General features: G+C 71.6%; 14 protein-coding genes. 5 read left to right on the top strand and 9 right to left on the bottom strand.

Translation table 11 applies throughout. The features are described 5' to 3' along the window. Nucleotides 1-88 precede the first annotated feature (88 nt). Nucleotides 89-592 (top strand): HAD domain-containing protein, encoded by a 504-nt coding sequence (locus ACZ3IJ_RS32985; RefSeq protein WP_467474331.1) that lies wholly within the window; start codon nucleotides 89-91, stop codon nucleotides 590-592. 12 nt (nucleotides 593-604) lie between these two features. On the opposite strand, the gene argH is transcribed toward ACZ3IJ_RS32985, so the two are convergent. Together argH and ACZ3IJ_RS32975 are read right to left on the bottom strand one after the other, a co-directional pair. Further along, entirely contained in the window at nucleotides 605-2032 is a 1428-nt protein-coding gene (gene argH, locus ACZ3IJ_RS32980; RefSeq protein ID WP_467474327.1) for an argininosuccinate lyase, read from the bottom strand. 81 nt (nucleotides 2033-2113) lie between these two features. Further along, complete coding sequence (locus ACZ3IJ_RS32975) at nucleotides 2114-3307, bottom strand: argininosuccinate synthase (protein ID WP_467474325.1); 1194 nt, start codon at nucleotides 3305-3307, stop codon at nucleotides 2114-2116. A 634-nt stretch (nucleotides 3308-3941) separates the two neighbouring features. Between ACZ3IJ_RS32975 and ACZ3IJ_RS32970 the strand changes: the two genes are divergently transcribed. Continuing rightward, nucleotides 3942-4532, top strand: coding sequence for a pyridoxamine 5'-phosphate oxidase family protein (locus tag ACZ3IJ_RS32970; protein WP_467474323.1), 591 nt, complete (start codon nucleotides 3942-3944; stop codon nucleotides 4530-4532). A gap of 65 nt (nucleotides 4533-4597) precedes the next feature. Here the strand turns inward: ACZ3IJ_RS32970 and ACZ3IJ_RS32965 are convergent, their stop codons facing one another. The 5 genes from ACZ3IJ_RS32965 to argC are packed head-to-tail and all read right to left on the bottom strand — an operon-like array spanning nucleotide 4598 to nucleotide 9491. Next, the gene (locus ACZ3IJ_RS32965) at nucleotides 4598-5161 is read right to left on the bottom strand and encodes an arginine repressor (RefSeq protein ID WP_391799680.1); all 564 of its coding nucleotides are present in this window, start codon (nucleotides 5159-5161) and stop codon (nucleotides 4598-4600) included. A gap of 7 nt (nucleotides 5162-5168) precedes the next feature. After that, on the bottom strand, nucleotides 5169-6398 hold the full coding sequence (locus ACZ3IJ_RS32960) for an acetylornithine transaminase (protein ID WP_467474317.1): 1230 nt from the start codon (nucleotides 6396-6398) through the stop codon (nucleotides 5169-5171). After that, the gene (gene argB, locus ACZ3IJ_RS32955) at nucleotides 6395-7303 is read right to left on the bottom strand and encodes an acetylglutamate kinase (protein ID WP_467474314.1); all 909 of its coding nucleotides are present in this window, start codon (nucleotides 7301-7303) and stop codon (nucleotides 6395-6397) included. Before argB ends, ACZ3IJ_RS32960 begins: the two co-directional genes overlap by 4 nt. Further along, nucleotides 7300-8466: a bifunctional glutamate N-acetyltransferase/amino-acid acetyltransferase ArgJ gene (gene argJ / locus ACZ3IJ_RS32950; protein WP_467474311.1), complete on the bottom strand. Its 1167-nt coding sequence runs from the start codon at nucleotides 8464-8466 to the stop codon at nucleotides 7300-7302. The genes argB and argJ overlap by 4 nt, the downstream gene beginning before the upstream one ends. After that, on the bottom strand, nucleotides 8463-9491 hold the full coding sequence (gene argC, locus ACZ3IJ_RS32945; protein ID WP_467474309.1) for an N-acetyl-gamma-glutamyl-phosphate reductase: 1029 nt from the start codon (nucleotides 9489-9491) through the stop codon (nucleotides 8463-8465). Before argC ends, argJ begins: the two co-directional genes overlap by 4 nt. Before the next feature lie 112 nt (nucleotides 9492-9603). Between argC and ACZ3IJ_RS32940 the strand changes: the two genes are divergently transcribed. Further along, the gene (locus ACZ3IJ_RS32940; protein ID WP_467474307.1) at nucleotides 9604-10728 is read left to right on the top strand and encodes a PP2C family protein-serine/threonine phosphatase; all 1125 of its coding nucleotides are present in this window, start codon (nucleotides 9604-9606) and stop codon (nucleotides 10726-10728) included. Nucleotides 10729-10867: 139 nt separating this feature from the next. Here ACZ3IJ_RS32940 and rox read toward each other — a convergent pair whose 3' ends face one another. After that, complete coding sequence (gene rox / locus ACZ3IJ_RS32935) at nucleotides 10868-12295, bottom strand: rifampin monooxygenase (protein ID WP_467474304.1); 1428 nt, start codon at nucleotides 12293-12295, stop codon at nucleotides 10868-10870. A 240-nt stretch (nucleotides 12296-12535) separates the two neighbouring features. Further along, entirely contained in the window at nucleotides 12536-12967 is a 432-nt protein-coding gene (locus ACZ3IJ_RS32930; protein WP_467474300.1) for a helix-turn-helix domain-containing protein, read from the bottom strand. 42 nt (nucleotides 12968-13009) lie between these two features. Between ACZ3IJ_RS32930 and ACZ3IJ_RS32925 the strand changes: the two genes are divergently transcribed. Both ACZ3IJ_RS32925 and ACZ3IJ_RS32920 read left to right on the top strand, forming a co-directional pair. After that, nucleotides 13010-13834: a YqjF family protein gene (locus ACZ3IJ_RS32925; protein ID WP_467474297.1), complete on the top strand. Its 825-nt coding sequence runs from the start codon at nucleotides 13010-13012 to the stop codon at nucleotides 13832-13834. 43 nt (nucleotides 13835-13877) lie between these two features. Continuing rightward, nucleotides 13878-14501 carry a sigma factor-like helix-turn-helix DNA-binding protein gene (locus tag ACZ3IJ_RS32920; RefSeq protein WP_467474295.1) on the top strand — a complete coding sequence of 208 codons (624 nt, stop codon included), beginning with the start codon at nucleotides 13878-13880 and terminating at the stop codon, nucleotides 14499-14501. The last annotated feature ends 147 nt before the right edge of the window (nucleotides 14502-14648 follow it).

Raw genomic sequence — 14648 nt, 5'->3', positions numbered from 1 at the left:
GTCGATGTTCTGTGGGCCATGCTGCGCGACAAACGCACCTTCACCCACTCCACGCCGATGCCCCTACCGCTTGACACCGGTTATTGAGATGCCCCTGCTGCTGATCGATGTGGACGGCCCGTTGAACCCCTATGCGGCACAGCGAGAGCGTCGTCCTGAGGGCTACGCCACGCACCGGATGCGTCCGAGCGCCTGGACCGAGTCGAAGCCGCTGCGGGTATGGCTGAACCCGGCGCACGGGGTCGAGCTTCTCGCGCTCGCGGAGGCGTACGAGCTGGTCTGGGCGACGACCTGGAAGGGCGAGGCGAACGACTGGATCGGGCCGCGGATCGGGCTGCCGGAGCTGACCTTCGTCGACTGGCCCCAGATGCACGGAAAGGCCCCTCGCGGGACCTTCTGGAAGACGCAGTACATCCTGGAGTACGCGGCGGGGCGGCCGTTCGCCTGGATCGACGACGACATCACGTCGTACGACCGCGAGTACGTGGAGCGGAACCACCTCGCCGCCGCCCTGTTGCTGCGCGTCGACGAGCGGATCGGGCTGACCCGGCCGGACTTCGACGCGCTCGCGGAGTGGGCGGCGGCGCTGTGACGCTTCTGGGGGCTACTTCTTGGCGGTGGCCCAGGCGTGCTGGATCACCAGATCGGCCTTGACCTCGACCAGCTGCGCGGCGACCGCCGACGGGGCCGTACCGCCCCGGCCGTCACGGGAGGCCAGCGCACCCGGCACGTTGAGGACCGTGCGGACCTCGGGGGTCAGGTGCTCGGAGATCTTCACGAACTGGTCGTCCGTGAGCTCGTCCAGCTCCTTCCCCTCCGCCTCGGCGACCTTCACGCACTCGCCGGCCACCTCGTGCGCCACCCGGAACGGCACACCCTGCTTGACCAGCCACTCGGCGATGTCGGTCGCGAGCGAGAAGCCGGCCGGGGCCAGCTCCTCCATGCGCTCCCGGTTGACGGTGAGCGTGGCCATCATGCCGGTGAAGGCGGGGAGCAGGACCTCCAGCTGGTCGCAGGAGTCGAAGACCGGCTCCTTGTCCTCCTGGAGATCGCGGTTGTAGGCGAGCGGCAGGGCCTTGAGCGTGGCCATCAGTCCGCTGAGGTTGCCGATGAGGCGGCCGGACTTGCCCCGGGCCAGCTCGGCGATGTCCGGGTTCTTCTTCTGCGGCATGATCGACGAGCCGGTGGAGAAGGCGTCGTGGAGGGTCACGAAGGAGAACTCCTTCGTGTTCCAGATGATGATCTCCTCCGCGATCCGGGAGAGGTTGACCCCGATCATCGCGGTGATGAAGGCGAACTCGGCGACGAAGTCACGCGAGGCCGTGCCGTCGATGGAGTTGCCCGACGAGCCCCGCTCGAAGCCGAGGTCCTTGGCGACCGCCTCCGGGTCGAGCCCGAGGGAGGAGCCGGCCAGGGCGCCGGAGCCGTACGGAGAGACCGCCGTACGGGTGTCCCACTGCCGCAGCCGCTCGGCGTCCCGGGAGAGGGACTGGACGTGGGCGAGGACGTGGTGGGCGAAGAGCACCGGCTGGGCGTGCTGGAGGTGCGTACGGCCCGGCATCGCGACGTCCGGGTGCGCCTCGGCGAGCCCGACGAGGGCGTCCTGGAGATCGGCGACGAGCCCGCCGATGATCCGGGCGTGGTCGCGCAGGTACATCCGGAACAGGGTGGCGACCTGGTCGTTGCGGGACCGGCCGGCGCGCAGCTTGCCGCCGAGGTCGGGGCCGAGGCGCTCCAGGAGGCCCCGCTCCAGGGCGGTGTGGACGTCCTCGTCGGCGATGGTGCCGACGAAGGAGCCGTCGGCGACGTCGGCCTCCAGCCGGTCCAGGCCCTCGAGCATGCGCGTCAGCTCGTCCTCGGTGAGCAGCCCCGCCTTGTGGAGCACGCGCGCGTGGGCGCGGGAACCGGCGATGTCGTAGGGGGCCAGCCGCCAGTCGAAGTGGACCGACGCGGACAGCTTCGCGAGGGCCTCGGCCGGCCCGTCGGCGAAACGGCCGCCCCAGAGCCGGACGTCACCGTTGTTGCTGCTCACAGCTACTGCTCCTCAGGAGGTGGATAACAGGCCGCCTCCCCGGTCCCTGCGGTGGGGAGGCGGCTGTGGAACGAATCGTGGTCAGGCGAGGTCACGTCGTGCGGCGATCTTCGCGGAGAGCGCGAAGACGTCGATGAAGCCCTGCGCCTTGGACTGGTCGAACGTGTCGCCCGAGTCGTAGGTCGCGAGGTTGAAGTCGTACAGCGACTCCTCGGACCTCCGGCCGGTGACGACGGCGCGGCCGCCGTGCAGGGTCATCCGGATGTCTCCGGTGACGTGCTGGTTCGCCTCGTGGACGAAGCCGTCCAGAGCGCGCTTGAGCGGGGAGAACCAGAGGCCGTCGTAGACCAGCTCGCCCCAGCGCTGCTCGACCTGCCGCTTGTAGCGGGCCAGCTCGCGCTCGACGGTGACGTTCTCGAGCTCCTGGTGCGCGGTGATCAGGGCGATCGCGCCGGGAGCCTCGTAGACCTCACGGGACTTGATGCCGACGAGCCGGTCCTCGACGATGTCGATCCGGCCGACGCCCTGGGCTCCGGCGCGCTCGTTGAGCTGCTGGATCGCCTGGAGGACGGTGACGGGCGTGCCGTCGAGAGCGACCGGGACGCCCTCCTTGAAGGAGATGACGACCTCGTCGGCCTCGCGCGGGGTGGCCGGGTTCGCGGTGTACTCGTAGATGTCCTCGATCGGCGCGTTCCAGATGTCCTCCAGGAACCCGGTCTCGACGGCGCGCCCGAAGACGTTCTGGTCGATGGAGTACGGGGACTTCTTGGTGGTCGCGATCGGGAGCCGCGCCTTCTCCGCGAAGGCGATGGCCTTGTCGCGTGTCATGGCGTAGTCGCGGACCGGGGCGATGCACGTCAGGTCGGGGCCGAGGGCCTGGATGCCGGCCTCGAAGCGGACCTGGTCGTTGCCCTTGCCGGTGCAGCCGTGGGCGACGATGCCGGCGCCGTGCTTCCTGGCGGCTGCCACGAGGTGCTTGACGATCGCGGGGCGGGAGAGAGCGGAGACCAGCGGGTACCGGTCCATGTACAGGGCGTTGGCCTTGATCGCCGGGAGGCAGTACTCGTCGGCGAACTCGTCCTTGGCGTCGGCGACCTCGGCCTCGACGGCACCGCAGTCGAGGGCGCGCTTGCGGATGACGTCCAGGTCCTCGCCGCCCTGACCGACGTCGACGGCGACGGCGATGACCTCGGCACCGGTCTCCTCGGCGATCCAGCCGATGGCGACGGAGGTGTCCAGGCCGCCGGAGTAGGCGAGTACGACACGCTCGGTCACGGGCTTCTCCTTACCTTGCAAGCGTTGATAGGCATAACTATGCAGTCCTCCGTATGTTTTGTCAATGCGGCCGGAAAACGGCTGGCGGGAAGCGTGACGACTTCCTAGGCGAAGGCTCCCGGCCACGACTGGCTGACCGGGCGCCGTCTGCGCTGGGACTGGAACAGCCCGACGTGGGACCCGTCTCGCACTCCGCCCGGTACCTCCGCACTCGCCCTGGCGCTCTGCGCCCCCGACGGCCAGGTCCGCGAGGCGGCCCTCGACCGGGCGAGGGACACGGTCCCCTGTTGCCCCTGGTCGCGATCCGCTGCCCGGACGGGGGCCGAACCGGTACGAAAGCGGACGGCACTGCTGCCGCACGTGGACCGGGTGCCCGCCGCAGAGTTGAGCGACGGGGGCGCGCTTCACCCCGCGTCACCGCACCTCGGCCGGCAGGCCCTCACCCGAGCGGAAGGCCGCCCTGCGGCTACCGCAGGCTCAGGGCGGGCCCGACTGCCTGGAAGCGGCACGCGCGCTCACCGACGACCAGGATCCGAAGATCGGCGCTCGGGCCCGCCGCATGATCGGGCAACGACTCGCGCCTGCCCGAGAGGGGGCCGCGAAGGCGCTGAACTCCCGGGAGCAGAATGAGGGCATGGGAAAGACGCACGAACGCATCGACGGACGACTCCGCGCCTTCATAGAGGCGCAGCCGGTCTTCTTCACCGCCACCGCTCCGCTCGACGCCGACGGCACGGTCAACCTCTCCCCCAAGGGCGTCACCGGCTCTTTCGCCGTCGTCGACGAACAGACCGTCGCCTACCTCGACTTCGCCGGATCCACCGCCGAGACCGTCGCCCATCTACGGGAGAACGGCCGGATCACCCTCATGTGGTGCGCCTTCCAGGGGCCCCCGAACATCGTCCGGGTGCATGGACGCGGCGAGCCGGTGTTCCGCGACGACCCCCGGTGGGAGGGGCTGATGGCGCACTTCCCCGGCGTCGACGTCACGCAGCACGGGCTGCGCGCGATCGTCGTCGTCACGGCGGAGACGATCCGGGACTCCTGCGGCTACGGCGTGCCTTTCATGACGTACGACGAGGACCGCGACCTGCACGCCAGGCGGTTCGCGCGGGAGGACGACGCCTCACTGAGCGCGTACTTCGGGAAGAAGGAGCACATCGCGACCAGCATGGACGGGCTTCCGGGGCTGCCGCTCCCCTTGCCGCCGCTGCCGGGTCACTGAGGCCGCACGCACCTCGCCGCCGGCACGAGGATCGTGCCGGCGGCGATCGGAGCTTCCCCGGACCGCTAGCGGTCGTTCTGGGCCAGCCGCAGCAGGTGGTCGGCGAGCGCCTGGCCGCCCAGCGGGTCGCGGGAGATCAGGAGAAGGGTGTCGTCGCCCGCGATCGTGCCGAGGATCGCGTGGAGTTCGGCCTGGTCGATGGCCGACGCCAGGAACTGGGCCGCGCCGGGCGGAGTCCTCAGCACCACCAGGTTGGCGGAGGCCTCGGCGGAGATCAGCAGCTCGCCGGAGAGGCGCCGCATGCGCTCCTCCTTGGCGGACTCGCCGAGCGGCGCCTGCGGGGTGCGGAAGCCGCCCTCGCTGGGGACCGCGTAGATCAGCTCGCCGCCCGTGTTGCGGATCTTCACCGCGCCGAGCTCGTCGAGGTCGCGGGAGAGCGTCGCCTGGGTGACGCTCAGCCCGTCGTCCGCGAGGAGTTTGGCGAGCTGGCTCTGGGAGCGGACCGGCTGCCGGTTGAGGATGTCGACGATCCTGCGGTGGCGGGCGGTACGGGTCTGCGGAACGGACGGTCCTCCCCCGGGCTCCGCCTGGGGGGACGCCCAGTGCTCGGTTTCCTGCGCGTCGGTCATCGTCGTCTCATTCTCCGGTTCGTCCTTCCCCGTTCACCGCTCCGTCGAGGACACCGGGGAGGGCCGCGAGGAACGCGTCCACTTCAGTGTCTCCGATGATCAGCGCCGGCATGAGCCGAACGACATCGGGGGCGGGCGCGTTCACCAGGAGACCGGCGTCCTGAGCCGCCTGCTGCACCTGGGGCGCGAGGGACTCGGTGAGCACGATACCCAGCAGGAGGCCCGCACCACGGACGTGGGAGACCAGCGGGTGGCCCAGGCCCTCGATTCCGCTGCGCAGCTTCTCGCCGAGCCGCTTCACCTCGTCCAGCGTTCCGTGAGCCGCGAGGGTGTCGATCACGGCCAGTCCGGCGGCGCAGGCGACCGGGTTGCCGCCGAAGGTCGTGCCGTGGTGGCCGGGCTCGAAGAGCTCGGCCGCCTCGCCGAAGGCGACGGTCGCACCGAGCGGCAGACCGCCGCCGAGACCCTTGGCCAGGGTCACGATGTCGGGGTCGACCCCCTCGTGGCCCTGGTACTCGAACCAGTGGCCGGTCCGCCCGATGCCCGTCTGGACCTCGTCGAGGACGAGCAGGGTGCCGGTGGCACGGGTGATCTCGCGAGCGGCCTGGAGATAGCCGACGGGCGGCACGACGACGCCGTTCTCGCCCTGGATCGGCTCGATGATCACCAGCGCGGTCTCCTCGGTGACCGCGGCGCGCAGGGCCTCGACGTCTCCGTACGGGACGTGGCTGACGTCTCCCGGGAGCGGCAGGAACGGGGTCTGCTTGCCGGGCTGTCCGGTGAGGGCGAGCGAGCCCATGGTCCGGCCGTGGAAGCCGCCCTGGGTGGCGACCATGTGCGTGCGGCCGGTCAGCCGGCCGATCTTGAAGGCGCCTTCGTTGGCCTCGGCGCCGGAGTTGCAGAAGAAGACCCTGCCCGGCCGGCCGAAGAGCTGGAGCAGCCGCTCGGCGAGCGCGACGGGCGGTTCGGCGACGAAGAGGTTGGAGACATGGCCGAGCGTCGCGATCTGCCGCGACACCGCCTCGACGATCGCCGGATGGGCGTGGCCGAGCGCGTTGACGGCGATGCCGCCGACGAGGTCGAGGTACTCCGTTCCGTCGGCGTCCCAGACCTTGACGGCCTCGCCGCGCACCAGGGACAGCTTCGGCGTGCCGTAGTTGTGCATGAGCGAGCCCTGCCACCGCCGGCTCAGTTCCGCGTTGCCCTGTCGGGCGTTGCCCTGTTCCGTGTCGCTCACTTCGTTTCCCCCGTCGTCTCGTCGGGCACGACCATCGTGCCGATGCCCGAGTCGGTGAAGATCTCCAGCAGGATCGAGTGCTGGACGCGCCCGTCGATGACCCGGGCCGTGGTGACCCCGTTCCGCACCGCGTGCAGACAGCCCTCCATCTTGGGGACCATGCCGCTGGACAGCTCGGGGAGCAGCTTCTCCAGCTGGCTCGCGGTGAGCCGGCTGATGACCTCGTCGCTGTTCGGCCAGTCCTCGTAGAGGCCCTCGACGTCGGTCAGGACCATCAGGGTCTCGGCGCCCAGCGCCGCAGCGAGAGCCGCAGCCGCCGTATCAGCATTGACGTTGTAGACATGTCCGTCGTCCTCGGAGCGGGCGATGGAGGAGATGACCGGGATGCGGCCGTCCTCCAGGAGCGCCTCGATGGCGCCGGTGTCGATGGCGGTGATCTCGCCGACCCGGCCGATGTCGATCTGCTCGCCCTGGATCAGCGGCTGGTGCCGGGTGGCGCTGATGGTGTGCGCGTCCTCGCCGGTCATGCCGACGGCGAAGGGTCCGTGCTGGTTGAGCAGCCCGACGAGCTCGCGCTGGACCTGGCCCGCCAGGACCATCCGTACGACGTCCATGGCGTCCTCGGTGGTGACGCGCAGGCCGGCCTTGAACTCGCTCACGATGCCGTGCCGGTCCAGCGCGGCGCTGATCTGCGGGCCGCCGCCGTGCACGACGACCGGCTTGAGGCCGGCGTGGCGCAGGAAGACGACGTCCTGGGCGAAGGCCGCCTTGAGCTCGTCGTCGATCATGGCGTTGCCGCCGAACTTGATGACGACCGTCTTGCCGTGGTGTCGGGTCAGCCAGGGCAGGGCCTCGATGAGGATCTCGGCCTTGGGGAGCGCGGTGTGCTTACGGGTTCCGGTCATGACGAGTAGGCGCTGTTCTCGTGGACGTAGTCCGCGGTGAGGTCGTTGGCCCAGATGACGGCGGTCTCGGAGCCGGCGGCGAGGTCGGCGGTGATGGTGACCTCCCGGAAGCGCATGTCGACGAGGTCCCGGTCCTCGCCCACCGAGCCGTTCCTGCAGACCCAGACGCCGTTGATGGCGACGTTCAGCCGGTCCGGGTCGAAGGCGGCGGCGGTCGTGCCGATGGCGGAGAGCACCCGGCCCCAGTTGGGGTCCTCGCCGTGGATGGCGCACTTGAGGAGGTTGTTGCGGGCGATGGAGCGGCCCACCTCGACGGCGTCGTCCTCGGTCGCGGCGTTGACCACCTCGATACGGATGTCCTTGCTCGCGCCCTCGGCGTCGCCGATGAGCTGGCGGGCCAGGTCGTCGCAGACGGCCGTCACGGCCTCCGCGAACTCGTCCTGGGCGGGCGTGATGCCCGAAGCGCCGGAGGCGAGCAGGAGGACGGTGTCGTTGGTGGACATGCATCCGTCGGAGTCGACCCGGTCGAAGGTGACCTTGGTGGAGCGGCGCAGCGCCGCGTCGAGATCCTTGCTCTCGACGTCGGCGTCGGTCGTGAGGACGACGAGCATGGTGGCGAGGCCGGGAGCGAGCATGCCCGCGCCCTTGGCCATGCCGCCGACCGTCCAGCCGTCCTTGGCGACGACGGAGGTCTTGTGGACGGTGTCGGTGGTCTTGATGGCGATGGCGGCCTTCTCGCCGCCGTACTCGGAGAGCTCGCCCGCGGCCTTCTCGACGCCGGCCAGGACCTTGTCCATGGGGAGCAGCAGACCGATGAGGCCGGTCGAGGCGACGGCGACCTCGCCGGCGCCGATCTCCCGGCCCCGCGCGCCGAGGACCTCGGCGACCTTCTCGGCCGTCGCGTGGGTGTCCTGGAAGCCCTGGGGGCCCGTACAGGCGTTGGCGCCACCGGAGTTGAGGACGACCGCCGCCAGTTCGCCGCCGGTCAGGACCTGCTGCGACCACAGGACGGGCGCGGCCTTGACGCGGTTGGAGGTGAAGACGCCCGCGGCGGCGCGGCGGGGCCCGTCGTTGACCACGAGGGCCAGGTCCGGGTTGCCGTTCTCCTTGATTCCGGCGGCGATGCCCGCTGCCGTGAATCCCTTCGCTGCGGTGACGCTCATGGAGCGACTCCAATCGTGGAAAGTCCGGTGTCCTCAGGGAGCCCGAGGGCGATGTTCATGCTCTGCACCGCGCCGCCGGCGGTGCCCTTGGCCAGGTTGTCGATGGCGCTGATCGCGATGATCCGGTGGGTCGCCGGGTCGTGGGCGACCTGGACCTGGACGGCGTTGGAACCGTATACGGACGCCGTCGCGGGCCACTGCCCCTCCGGGAGCAGATGGACGAAGGGCTCGTCCGCGTAGGCCTTCTCGTACGCGGCGCGCACGGTCTCGGCGGTGACGCCCGGCTTCGCCTTCGCGGAGCAGGTGGCGAGGATGCCGCGGGACATGGGGGCGAGGGTCGGTGTGAAGGAGACCTCCACCCGTTCGCCGGCCACGGCGCTGAGGTTCTGGATCATCTCGGGGGTGTGCCGGTGGCCGCCGCCGACGCCGTACGGGGACATCGAGCCCATGACCTCGCTGCCGAGCAGGTGCGGCTTGAGGGCCTTGCCCGCGCCGGAGGTGCCGGTGGCGGCGACGATCACCGCCTCGGGCTCGGCGAGGCCGCTCCCGTACGCGGGGAGGAGCGCGAGCGAGACGGCGGTGGGGTAGCAGCCGGGCACCGCGATGCGCTTGGACCCCTCCAGGGCGGCGCGGGCACCCGGCAGTTCCGGGAGGCCGTAGGGCCAGGTGCCGGCGTGCGGGGAGCCGTAGAAGGTCTCCCAGTCGGCGGAGTCCCCGAGCCGGAAGTCGGCCCCCATGTCGACGACGAGGACGTCCGGACCGAGCTGCTCGGCGACGGCGGCGGACTGCCCGTGCGGAAGCGCGAGGAAGACGACGTCGTGTCCGGCGAGCGCCTCGGGGGTGGTCGGCGCGAGGACCCGGTCGGCGAGCGGCACCAGATGCGGCTGGAGCGCGCCGAGCCGCTGACCGGCGTTGGAGTGCCCCGTCAGGGTCCCGATCTCGACGTGGGGGTGGGCGAGGAGCAGACGCAGAAGCTCACCACCCGCATACCCGCTCGCGCCTGCCACTGCTGCTCGTACCGTCATCGGAACCTCCTCCATTGATGGCATGACTATACGCAGCTCCGCAGTTTTATGCAAAGCTGGTCGCCGTCCCGCCAGAGCGCTTCGCCCTCCTTGCGCGGATAGTCTGAGAAGCGTGATCGAGTCTGGACGGCTGCGGCTCCCTCGGCGCTCCGGCCGGGGGTGGTTTGTGCGGCTGTCGCCGGTCATTCTGACCGTGGTGATCGCCAGCCTGGCCTACGCCACTCCGCCGGAGATGGCCTTCAGCCGCCTCCTGCCCGCGGCGCCTGCCCTCGCCGCGTCCATGTGGCCGGTCCTCCCCACCGTGCTGCTCGGGACGGTCTGCCTCCTGCTGATGATCGGCCTCAGCCTCGTCTTCCCCGACCTCGGCACGTGGTGGACGTGCGCCGGGATCGTCGGGGTCACCGTGGCCGCCGCGTACGGGAGCCACGTCCGGCTCCAGCGCGAGCGCACCCTCTTCCAGGTGCGGCTGGTCGCCGACGCGGCGCAGCAGGTGGTGCTGAGCCCCATGCCGCGGCGCTTCGCCAACGTCGAGATCGAGTCCCTGTACCTGGCGGCCGCGGCGGAGGCCCGCATCGGCGGGGACTTCTACGAGGTGGTCGACACGCCGTTCGGGGTCCGCATGCTCATCGGCGACGTACGGGGCAAGGGCCTGCCGGCCGTCGGGGCGGCCGCGGCGATCGTCAACGCCTTCCGGGAGGCGGCGTACGGCGAACCCGACATGGTCGACATCGCGCGCAGGCTGGACGCCAGCAGCAGCCGCTACAACGCCGCCTTTCCCCCAGACGGGTCGATGGAGCGCTTCGCCACCGCCCTGCTCGTGCAGGTCCCGCACGAGGGGCGCCGCATCGACATCCTCAACTGCGGGCACCCGCCGCCCCTGCTCCTGAACCGCGCGCGACTCCGCGCCCTCGAGTCCGCCGCGCCCTCACCCCTGCTCAGTCTCGCGGAGCTGATCGGGGATCACTACAGCGTCGACACCTTCGACTTCACCCCCGGCGACCTGCTGCTCCTCTACACCGACGGGGTCGCCGAGACCCGGGCCCGCGACGGCGAGTTCTTCCCGCTGGCGGCCTGGATGCGCCGACAGCCGCCGACACCCCCGGGCGAGCTGCTCACGGCGCTCCACCGCGACCTCCTGCGGCACAGCAGAGGGCGCCTCGACGACGACATCGCCGCGCTCGCCGTACGCCTGCGCGAGCCCGGCCCCCAGACCCACCCCGCCGGTTCCGACGGGTAGGACTTGCCTACGGACCTCGCCCGGACCGCGTCGTGGACCGGGCCGGCCGGTGGACCGGACCGGCCGGTGGACCGGACCGCGTCGTGGACCGGGCCGGCCGGTGGACCGGGCCGGTCGGCGGACCGGGCCGTGGACCGGGTCAGCCGGCCGCGGCTCCGAACCACGTGGGCAGATGGCGCACGAGATCCTGCTGGTCCTCGCCCACCCAGGCCACGTGCCCGTCCGGGCGTAGCAGTACCGCGGGGGCGTCCACTTCCTCGCTGACGTCGACGACGTGGTCGACCCGGTCCGCCCAGCCGTCCACCGAGAGGCGTCCGGTCTGGTCGAGGAGCAGGCCGCGGCCGCCGTGCGTCAGCTCGTAGAGCCGGCCGCCCTTCAGCCGCACGTCCCGCAGCCGCCGGCCGAGCAGTTCGTGCCCCTCACCGAAGTCGTAGCGGATCCCGATGCCGGTGATCTTCTCGATCAGGTACCGGTTCACCTCGTCGATGCGCGTCAGCTCCGCCATCAGCCGGCGCACAGCCTGGGCCCCCGGCTCGGTGGACATCAGCTCCATCTGCGCGCGCGTGTTGTCCAGCACCTCGGAGGCCACCGGGTGACGCTCGGTGTGGTAGCTGTCGAGGAGCCCCTCCGGCGCCCAGCCGGCGACCTCGGCGGCCAGCTTCCAGCCGAGGTTGAACGCGTCCTGGATGCCGAGGTTGAGCCCCTGCCCGCCCGTCGGCGGGTGGATGTGGGCCGCGTCGCCCGCCAGCAGCACACGGCCGCTCCGGTAACGCTCGGCGAGCCGGGTGGCGTTGCCGAAGCGGGAGAGCCAGCGCGGGGAGTGCGCCCCGAAGTCGGTGCCGCCGTAGGCCCGGAGCTGCTGCCTGAACTCCTCCAGCGTCGGCGCGGTCGTACGGTCCTCGGCCACCCCCTCCGCCGGCACGATGACGCGGTACGTCCCGTCCGCCTGGCGCATGGCGCCGAACCTCAGGTGTGTCTTGCGGACTTCTGCCATCACGGCCGCCAGCTCCTCGGGCGACGCGGTCAGCTCCATCTCGCCGAGCAGCGTCTCGACCGTCGAGGGTTCGCCCGGGAAGTCCACGCCGAGCAGCTTGCGCACCGTGCTGCGGCCACCGTCACAGCCCACGAGGTAGCGCGAGCGGAGCCGGTCGCCGTCGGCCAGTTCGACGGTCACGCCGTCCTCGTCCTGGCTCAGCCCGACCAGTTCGCGGCCGCGCCGGATCTCGGCGCCGAGTTCGGTGGCGCGCTCGGCCAGCAGGCGCTCCGTGATCTGCTGCGGGATGCCGAGGACGTACGAGTGCGCCGTGTCCAGGCGCTCCGGCCAGCTGTCGCTGAGACCGGCGAAGAAGCCGCCGGCAGTGATCTGCTTGCCGAGCGGGAGGAACCGCTCCAGCAGACCGCGCTGCTCCATCACCTCGATGCTGCGCACGTGCAGTCCCTGCGCACGGGACTGCGCGGTCGGCTCCGTCTCCTTCTCCAGCACGGCCACCCGCACGCCGTGCAGCCGCAGCTCGGCGGCGAGCATCAAGCCCGTCGGCCCACCGCCGGCGATGATCACGTCCGTCATTCGAAAAACCGCCCCACTCGCCCGTTCACGTCTCTGGCCGGCCGCTGCTCCGCACATCCCGCGGAGTCCGCGCAAACGCCTCATCCGCGCAGGTCCCTGGCTCAGGTCGGTCATTCTGCGCCACGACGGGGGCCTTGCCGCAAGGCCCCCTGTGCGCTATATGTTGAGAGTGGCAAGGAGTGCGAGACCTCCTTGCCTTTCCTTTTTCCACGGTGCGCCGCCACCGGCCGTCCGTGGCGCCTACGGGGCGTCCATGGCGCCCGCGGGCCCGTTCCTGACCGGGCGGGTGTGGATCTTCGCCACGCAGGCGGGGACCGCGGCGGCGGCCTCGTGGGAACGTGCGCGGTAGGCGCTGGGGCTCTCGCCGACCAGTTCGGTGAAGCGTGAGCTGAAGGAGCCGAGGGACGTACAGCCGACCTCGAAACAGACCTCCGTCACGCTCAGGTCCCCACGCCGCAGCAGCGCCTTGGCACGCTCGACGCGGCGCGTCATCAGGTAGCTGTACGGCGTCTCCCCGAAGGCCGCGCGGAAGCTGCGGGAGAAGTGGCCGGCGGACATCAGGGCGACCTCGGCCAGCGCCTGGACGTCCAGCGGCCGCGCGTAGTCACGGTCCATGGTGTCGCGGGCGCGGCGGAGGCGCTTCAGGTCGTCGAGCGTCACGTCGTCCAGCATGGCAGACCGGTCCGACACATCCGGCTGGTCTGCGATGCTTGCGTGGTGCGCCCGCCGTCCTCCGCCCCGCCCCACATCGTCGCGCCCCACGCCATCACACCCGACACCCCGGCCCCCGTTCGCGCGCCGCTGCTCACCCAGGAGTGGCTCGACCTCTCCTTCGTGCACTGGGCCGTCGACCCCGCGGTGGTGGCCCCGCTCCTGCCGACCGGCACCGTGCCCGACACGCACGAGGGCGTCACCTACGTCGGGCTCGTCGCCTTCCGGATGCACCGGGTCGGCTGGCTCCGGCTGCCGGGAGTGCCGTACCTCGGTTCCTTCCCCGAGACCAACGTGCGCCTGTACTCGGTCGACGCCCAGGGGCGACGCGGTGTCGTGTTCCGGTCCATGGACGCTTCCCGGCTGATCCCCGTCGTGATGGGCCGGGTCGGCTTCCGGCTGCCGTACCTCTGGTCCCGGATGGGCGTCCGCACCGACGGCGACACGGTCGACTACACCAGCTCCCGCCGCTGGCCCGGCCCGCGCGGGGCGCACAGCCGTCTCACCGTGGCCAGGGGCGCGCGGATCGAGGAGCCCACCGAGCTGGAGCACTTCCTCACCGCCCGGTGGGGCATGCACAACGCGTTCTTCGGCGGGGCGGCGTATCTGGCCAACGACCATCCGCGCTGGCCGCTGTACCGCGCGGAGCTGCTCGCCTGCGACGAGAACCTGCTCGCCTCGGCCGGCCTGCCCGCGCCCCGCGAGGCCCCGGTCAGCGTGCTGTACTCGCCCGGCGTGCCCGTACGGCTCGGCCGGCCGCCCCGCTCCGCCCCCACTGTTCCGCACCAGCGCAGCCCGCTCCAGGACGGTCACACCGCCGGCGTTTGACACGTCATCTCCTGGTACACGTACGAGGAGGAGTGATGCGCCCATGGACGACGGCCACGCGTTTCTGGCCCGGCGGTTCGACATCCACGAGGAGCGGCTGCGGGGCGTCGCCCTGCGGATGCTGGGCTCGCGGCGCGAGGCGGCGGAGGCCCTGGGCAGGGCCAGGTCGGCCGGGCTCGGGGAGATCGACGGCTGGCTGACGACGGTCGTCGCGCGGGTGTGCGTGGAGCGGCTGCGGGCACGGCGGGAGGGGTGCGGACGGGAAGGTCGCGGGCTGGACGCGGGCGCGCGGGGGCGGGGGCGGGACGCCGACGTGCAGGACGGGGGTGGGCGGGACGCGCGGGGGCGGGACGCCGAGGTGCAGGACGGGGGTGGGCGGGACGCGGGCGGGCCGGACGCGGACGGGCGGGGCGCGGACGGGCGGGACGCGGACGGGCGGGTGGAGTTCGCGGACGGGGTGGCGCTCGCGTTGTTCGTGGTCCTGGAGTCCCTCGCCCCTGACGAGCGCCTGGCCTTCGTGCTGCACGATCTGTTCGACCTGCCCCTGCCCGACGTCGCCCGCCTCACGGGCCGTACGACGTCGGAGGCGGCACGGCTCGTCCGCGTCGCCCGGCGGCGCGTGCGAGGTGCGGGTTCCGAGGCCGGCAGCGGTGGCTCCGACGGTTGATCCGATGCGTCCGGGGCCTGGCCGCGTCGGTCGGCGCCCGGCTTCTGCCGGCGACGACGGCCCGGGGCGTGGCGCGGCGCGCCGACCGGCTGCTCGACGGGCGTGCGCCACTGCGCCAGGCCGAGCGGGTCGCGCGGATCCGGCTGC

This window comes from Streptomyces sp. NPDC013317, assembly GCF_055563155.1.
This window is presented reverse-complemented; position numbering and strand designations above follow the sequence as displayed.

What these genes read in the sequence shown, in the direction of transcription:
- ACZ3IJ_RS32985 (WP_467474331.1), top strand. Translation starts at nt 89, where the DNA reads ATGCCCCTGCTGCTGATCGATGTGGACGGCCCGTTGAACCCCTATGCG.
- ACZ3IJ_RS32965 (WP_391799680.1), bottom strand. Translation starts at nt 5,161, where the DNA reads ATGACCGACGCGCAGGAAACCGAGCACTGGGCGTCCCCCCAGGCGGAG.
- argB (WP_467474314.1), bottom strand. Translation starts at nt 7,303, where the DNA reads ATGACCGGAACCCGTAAGCACACCGCGCTCCCCAAGGCCGAGATCCTC.
- argJ (WP_467474311.1), bottom strand. Translation starts at nt 8,466, where the DNA reads ATGAGCGTCACCGCAGCGAAGGGATTCACGGCAGCGGGCATCGCCGCC.
- ACZ3IJ_RS32930 (WP_467474300.1), bottom strand. Translation starts at nt 12,967, where the DNA reads ATGCTGGACGACGTGACGCTCGACGACCTGAAGCGCCTCCGCCGCGCC.
- ACZ3IJ_RS32920 (WP_467474295.1), top strand. Translation starts at nt 13,878, where the DNA reads ATGGACGACGGCCACGCGTTTCTGGCCCGGCGGTTCGACATCCACGAG.
- ACZ3IJ_RS32970 (WP_467474323.1), top strand. Translation starts at nt 3,942, where the DNA reads ATGGGAAAGACGCACGAACGCATCGACGGACGACTCCGCGCCTTCATA.
- argC (WP_467474309.1), bottom strand. Translation starts at nt 9,491, where the DNA reads ATGACGGTACGAGCAGCAGTGGCAGGCGCGAGCGGGTATGCGGGTGGT.
- rox (WP_467474304.1), bottom strand. Translation starts at nt 12,295, where the DNA reads ATGACGGACGTGATCATCGCCGGCGGTGGGCCGACGGGCTTGATGCTC.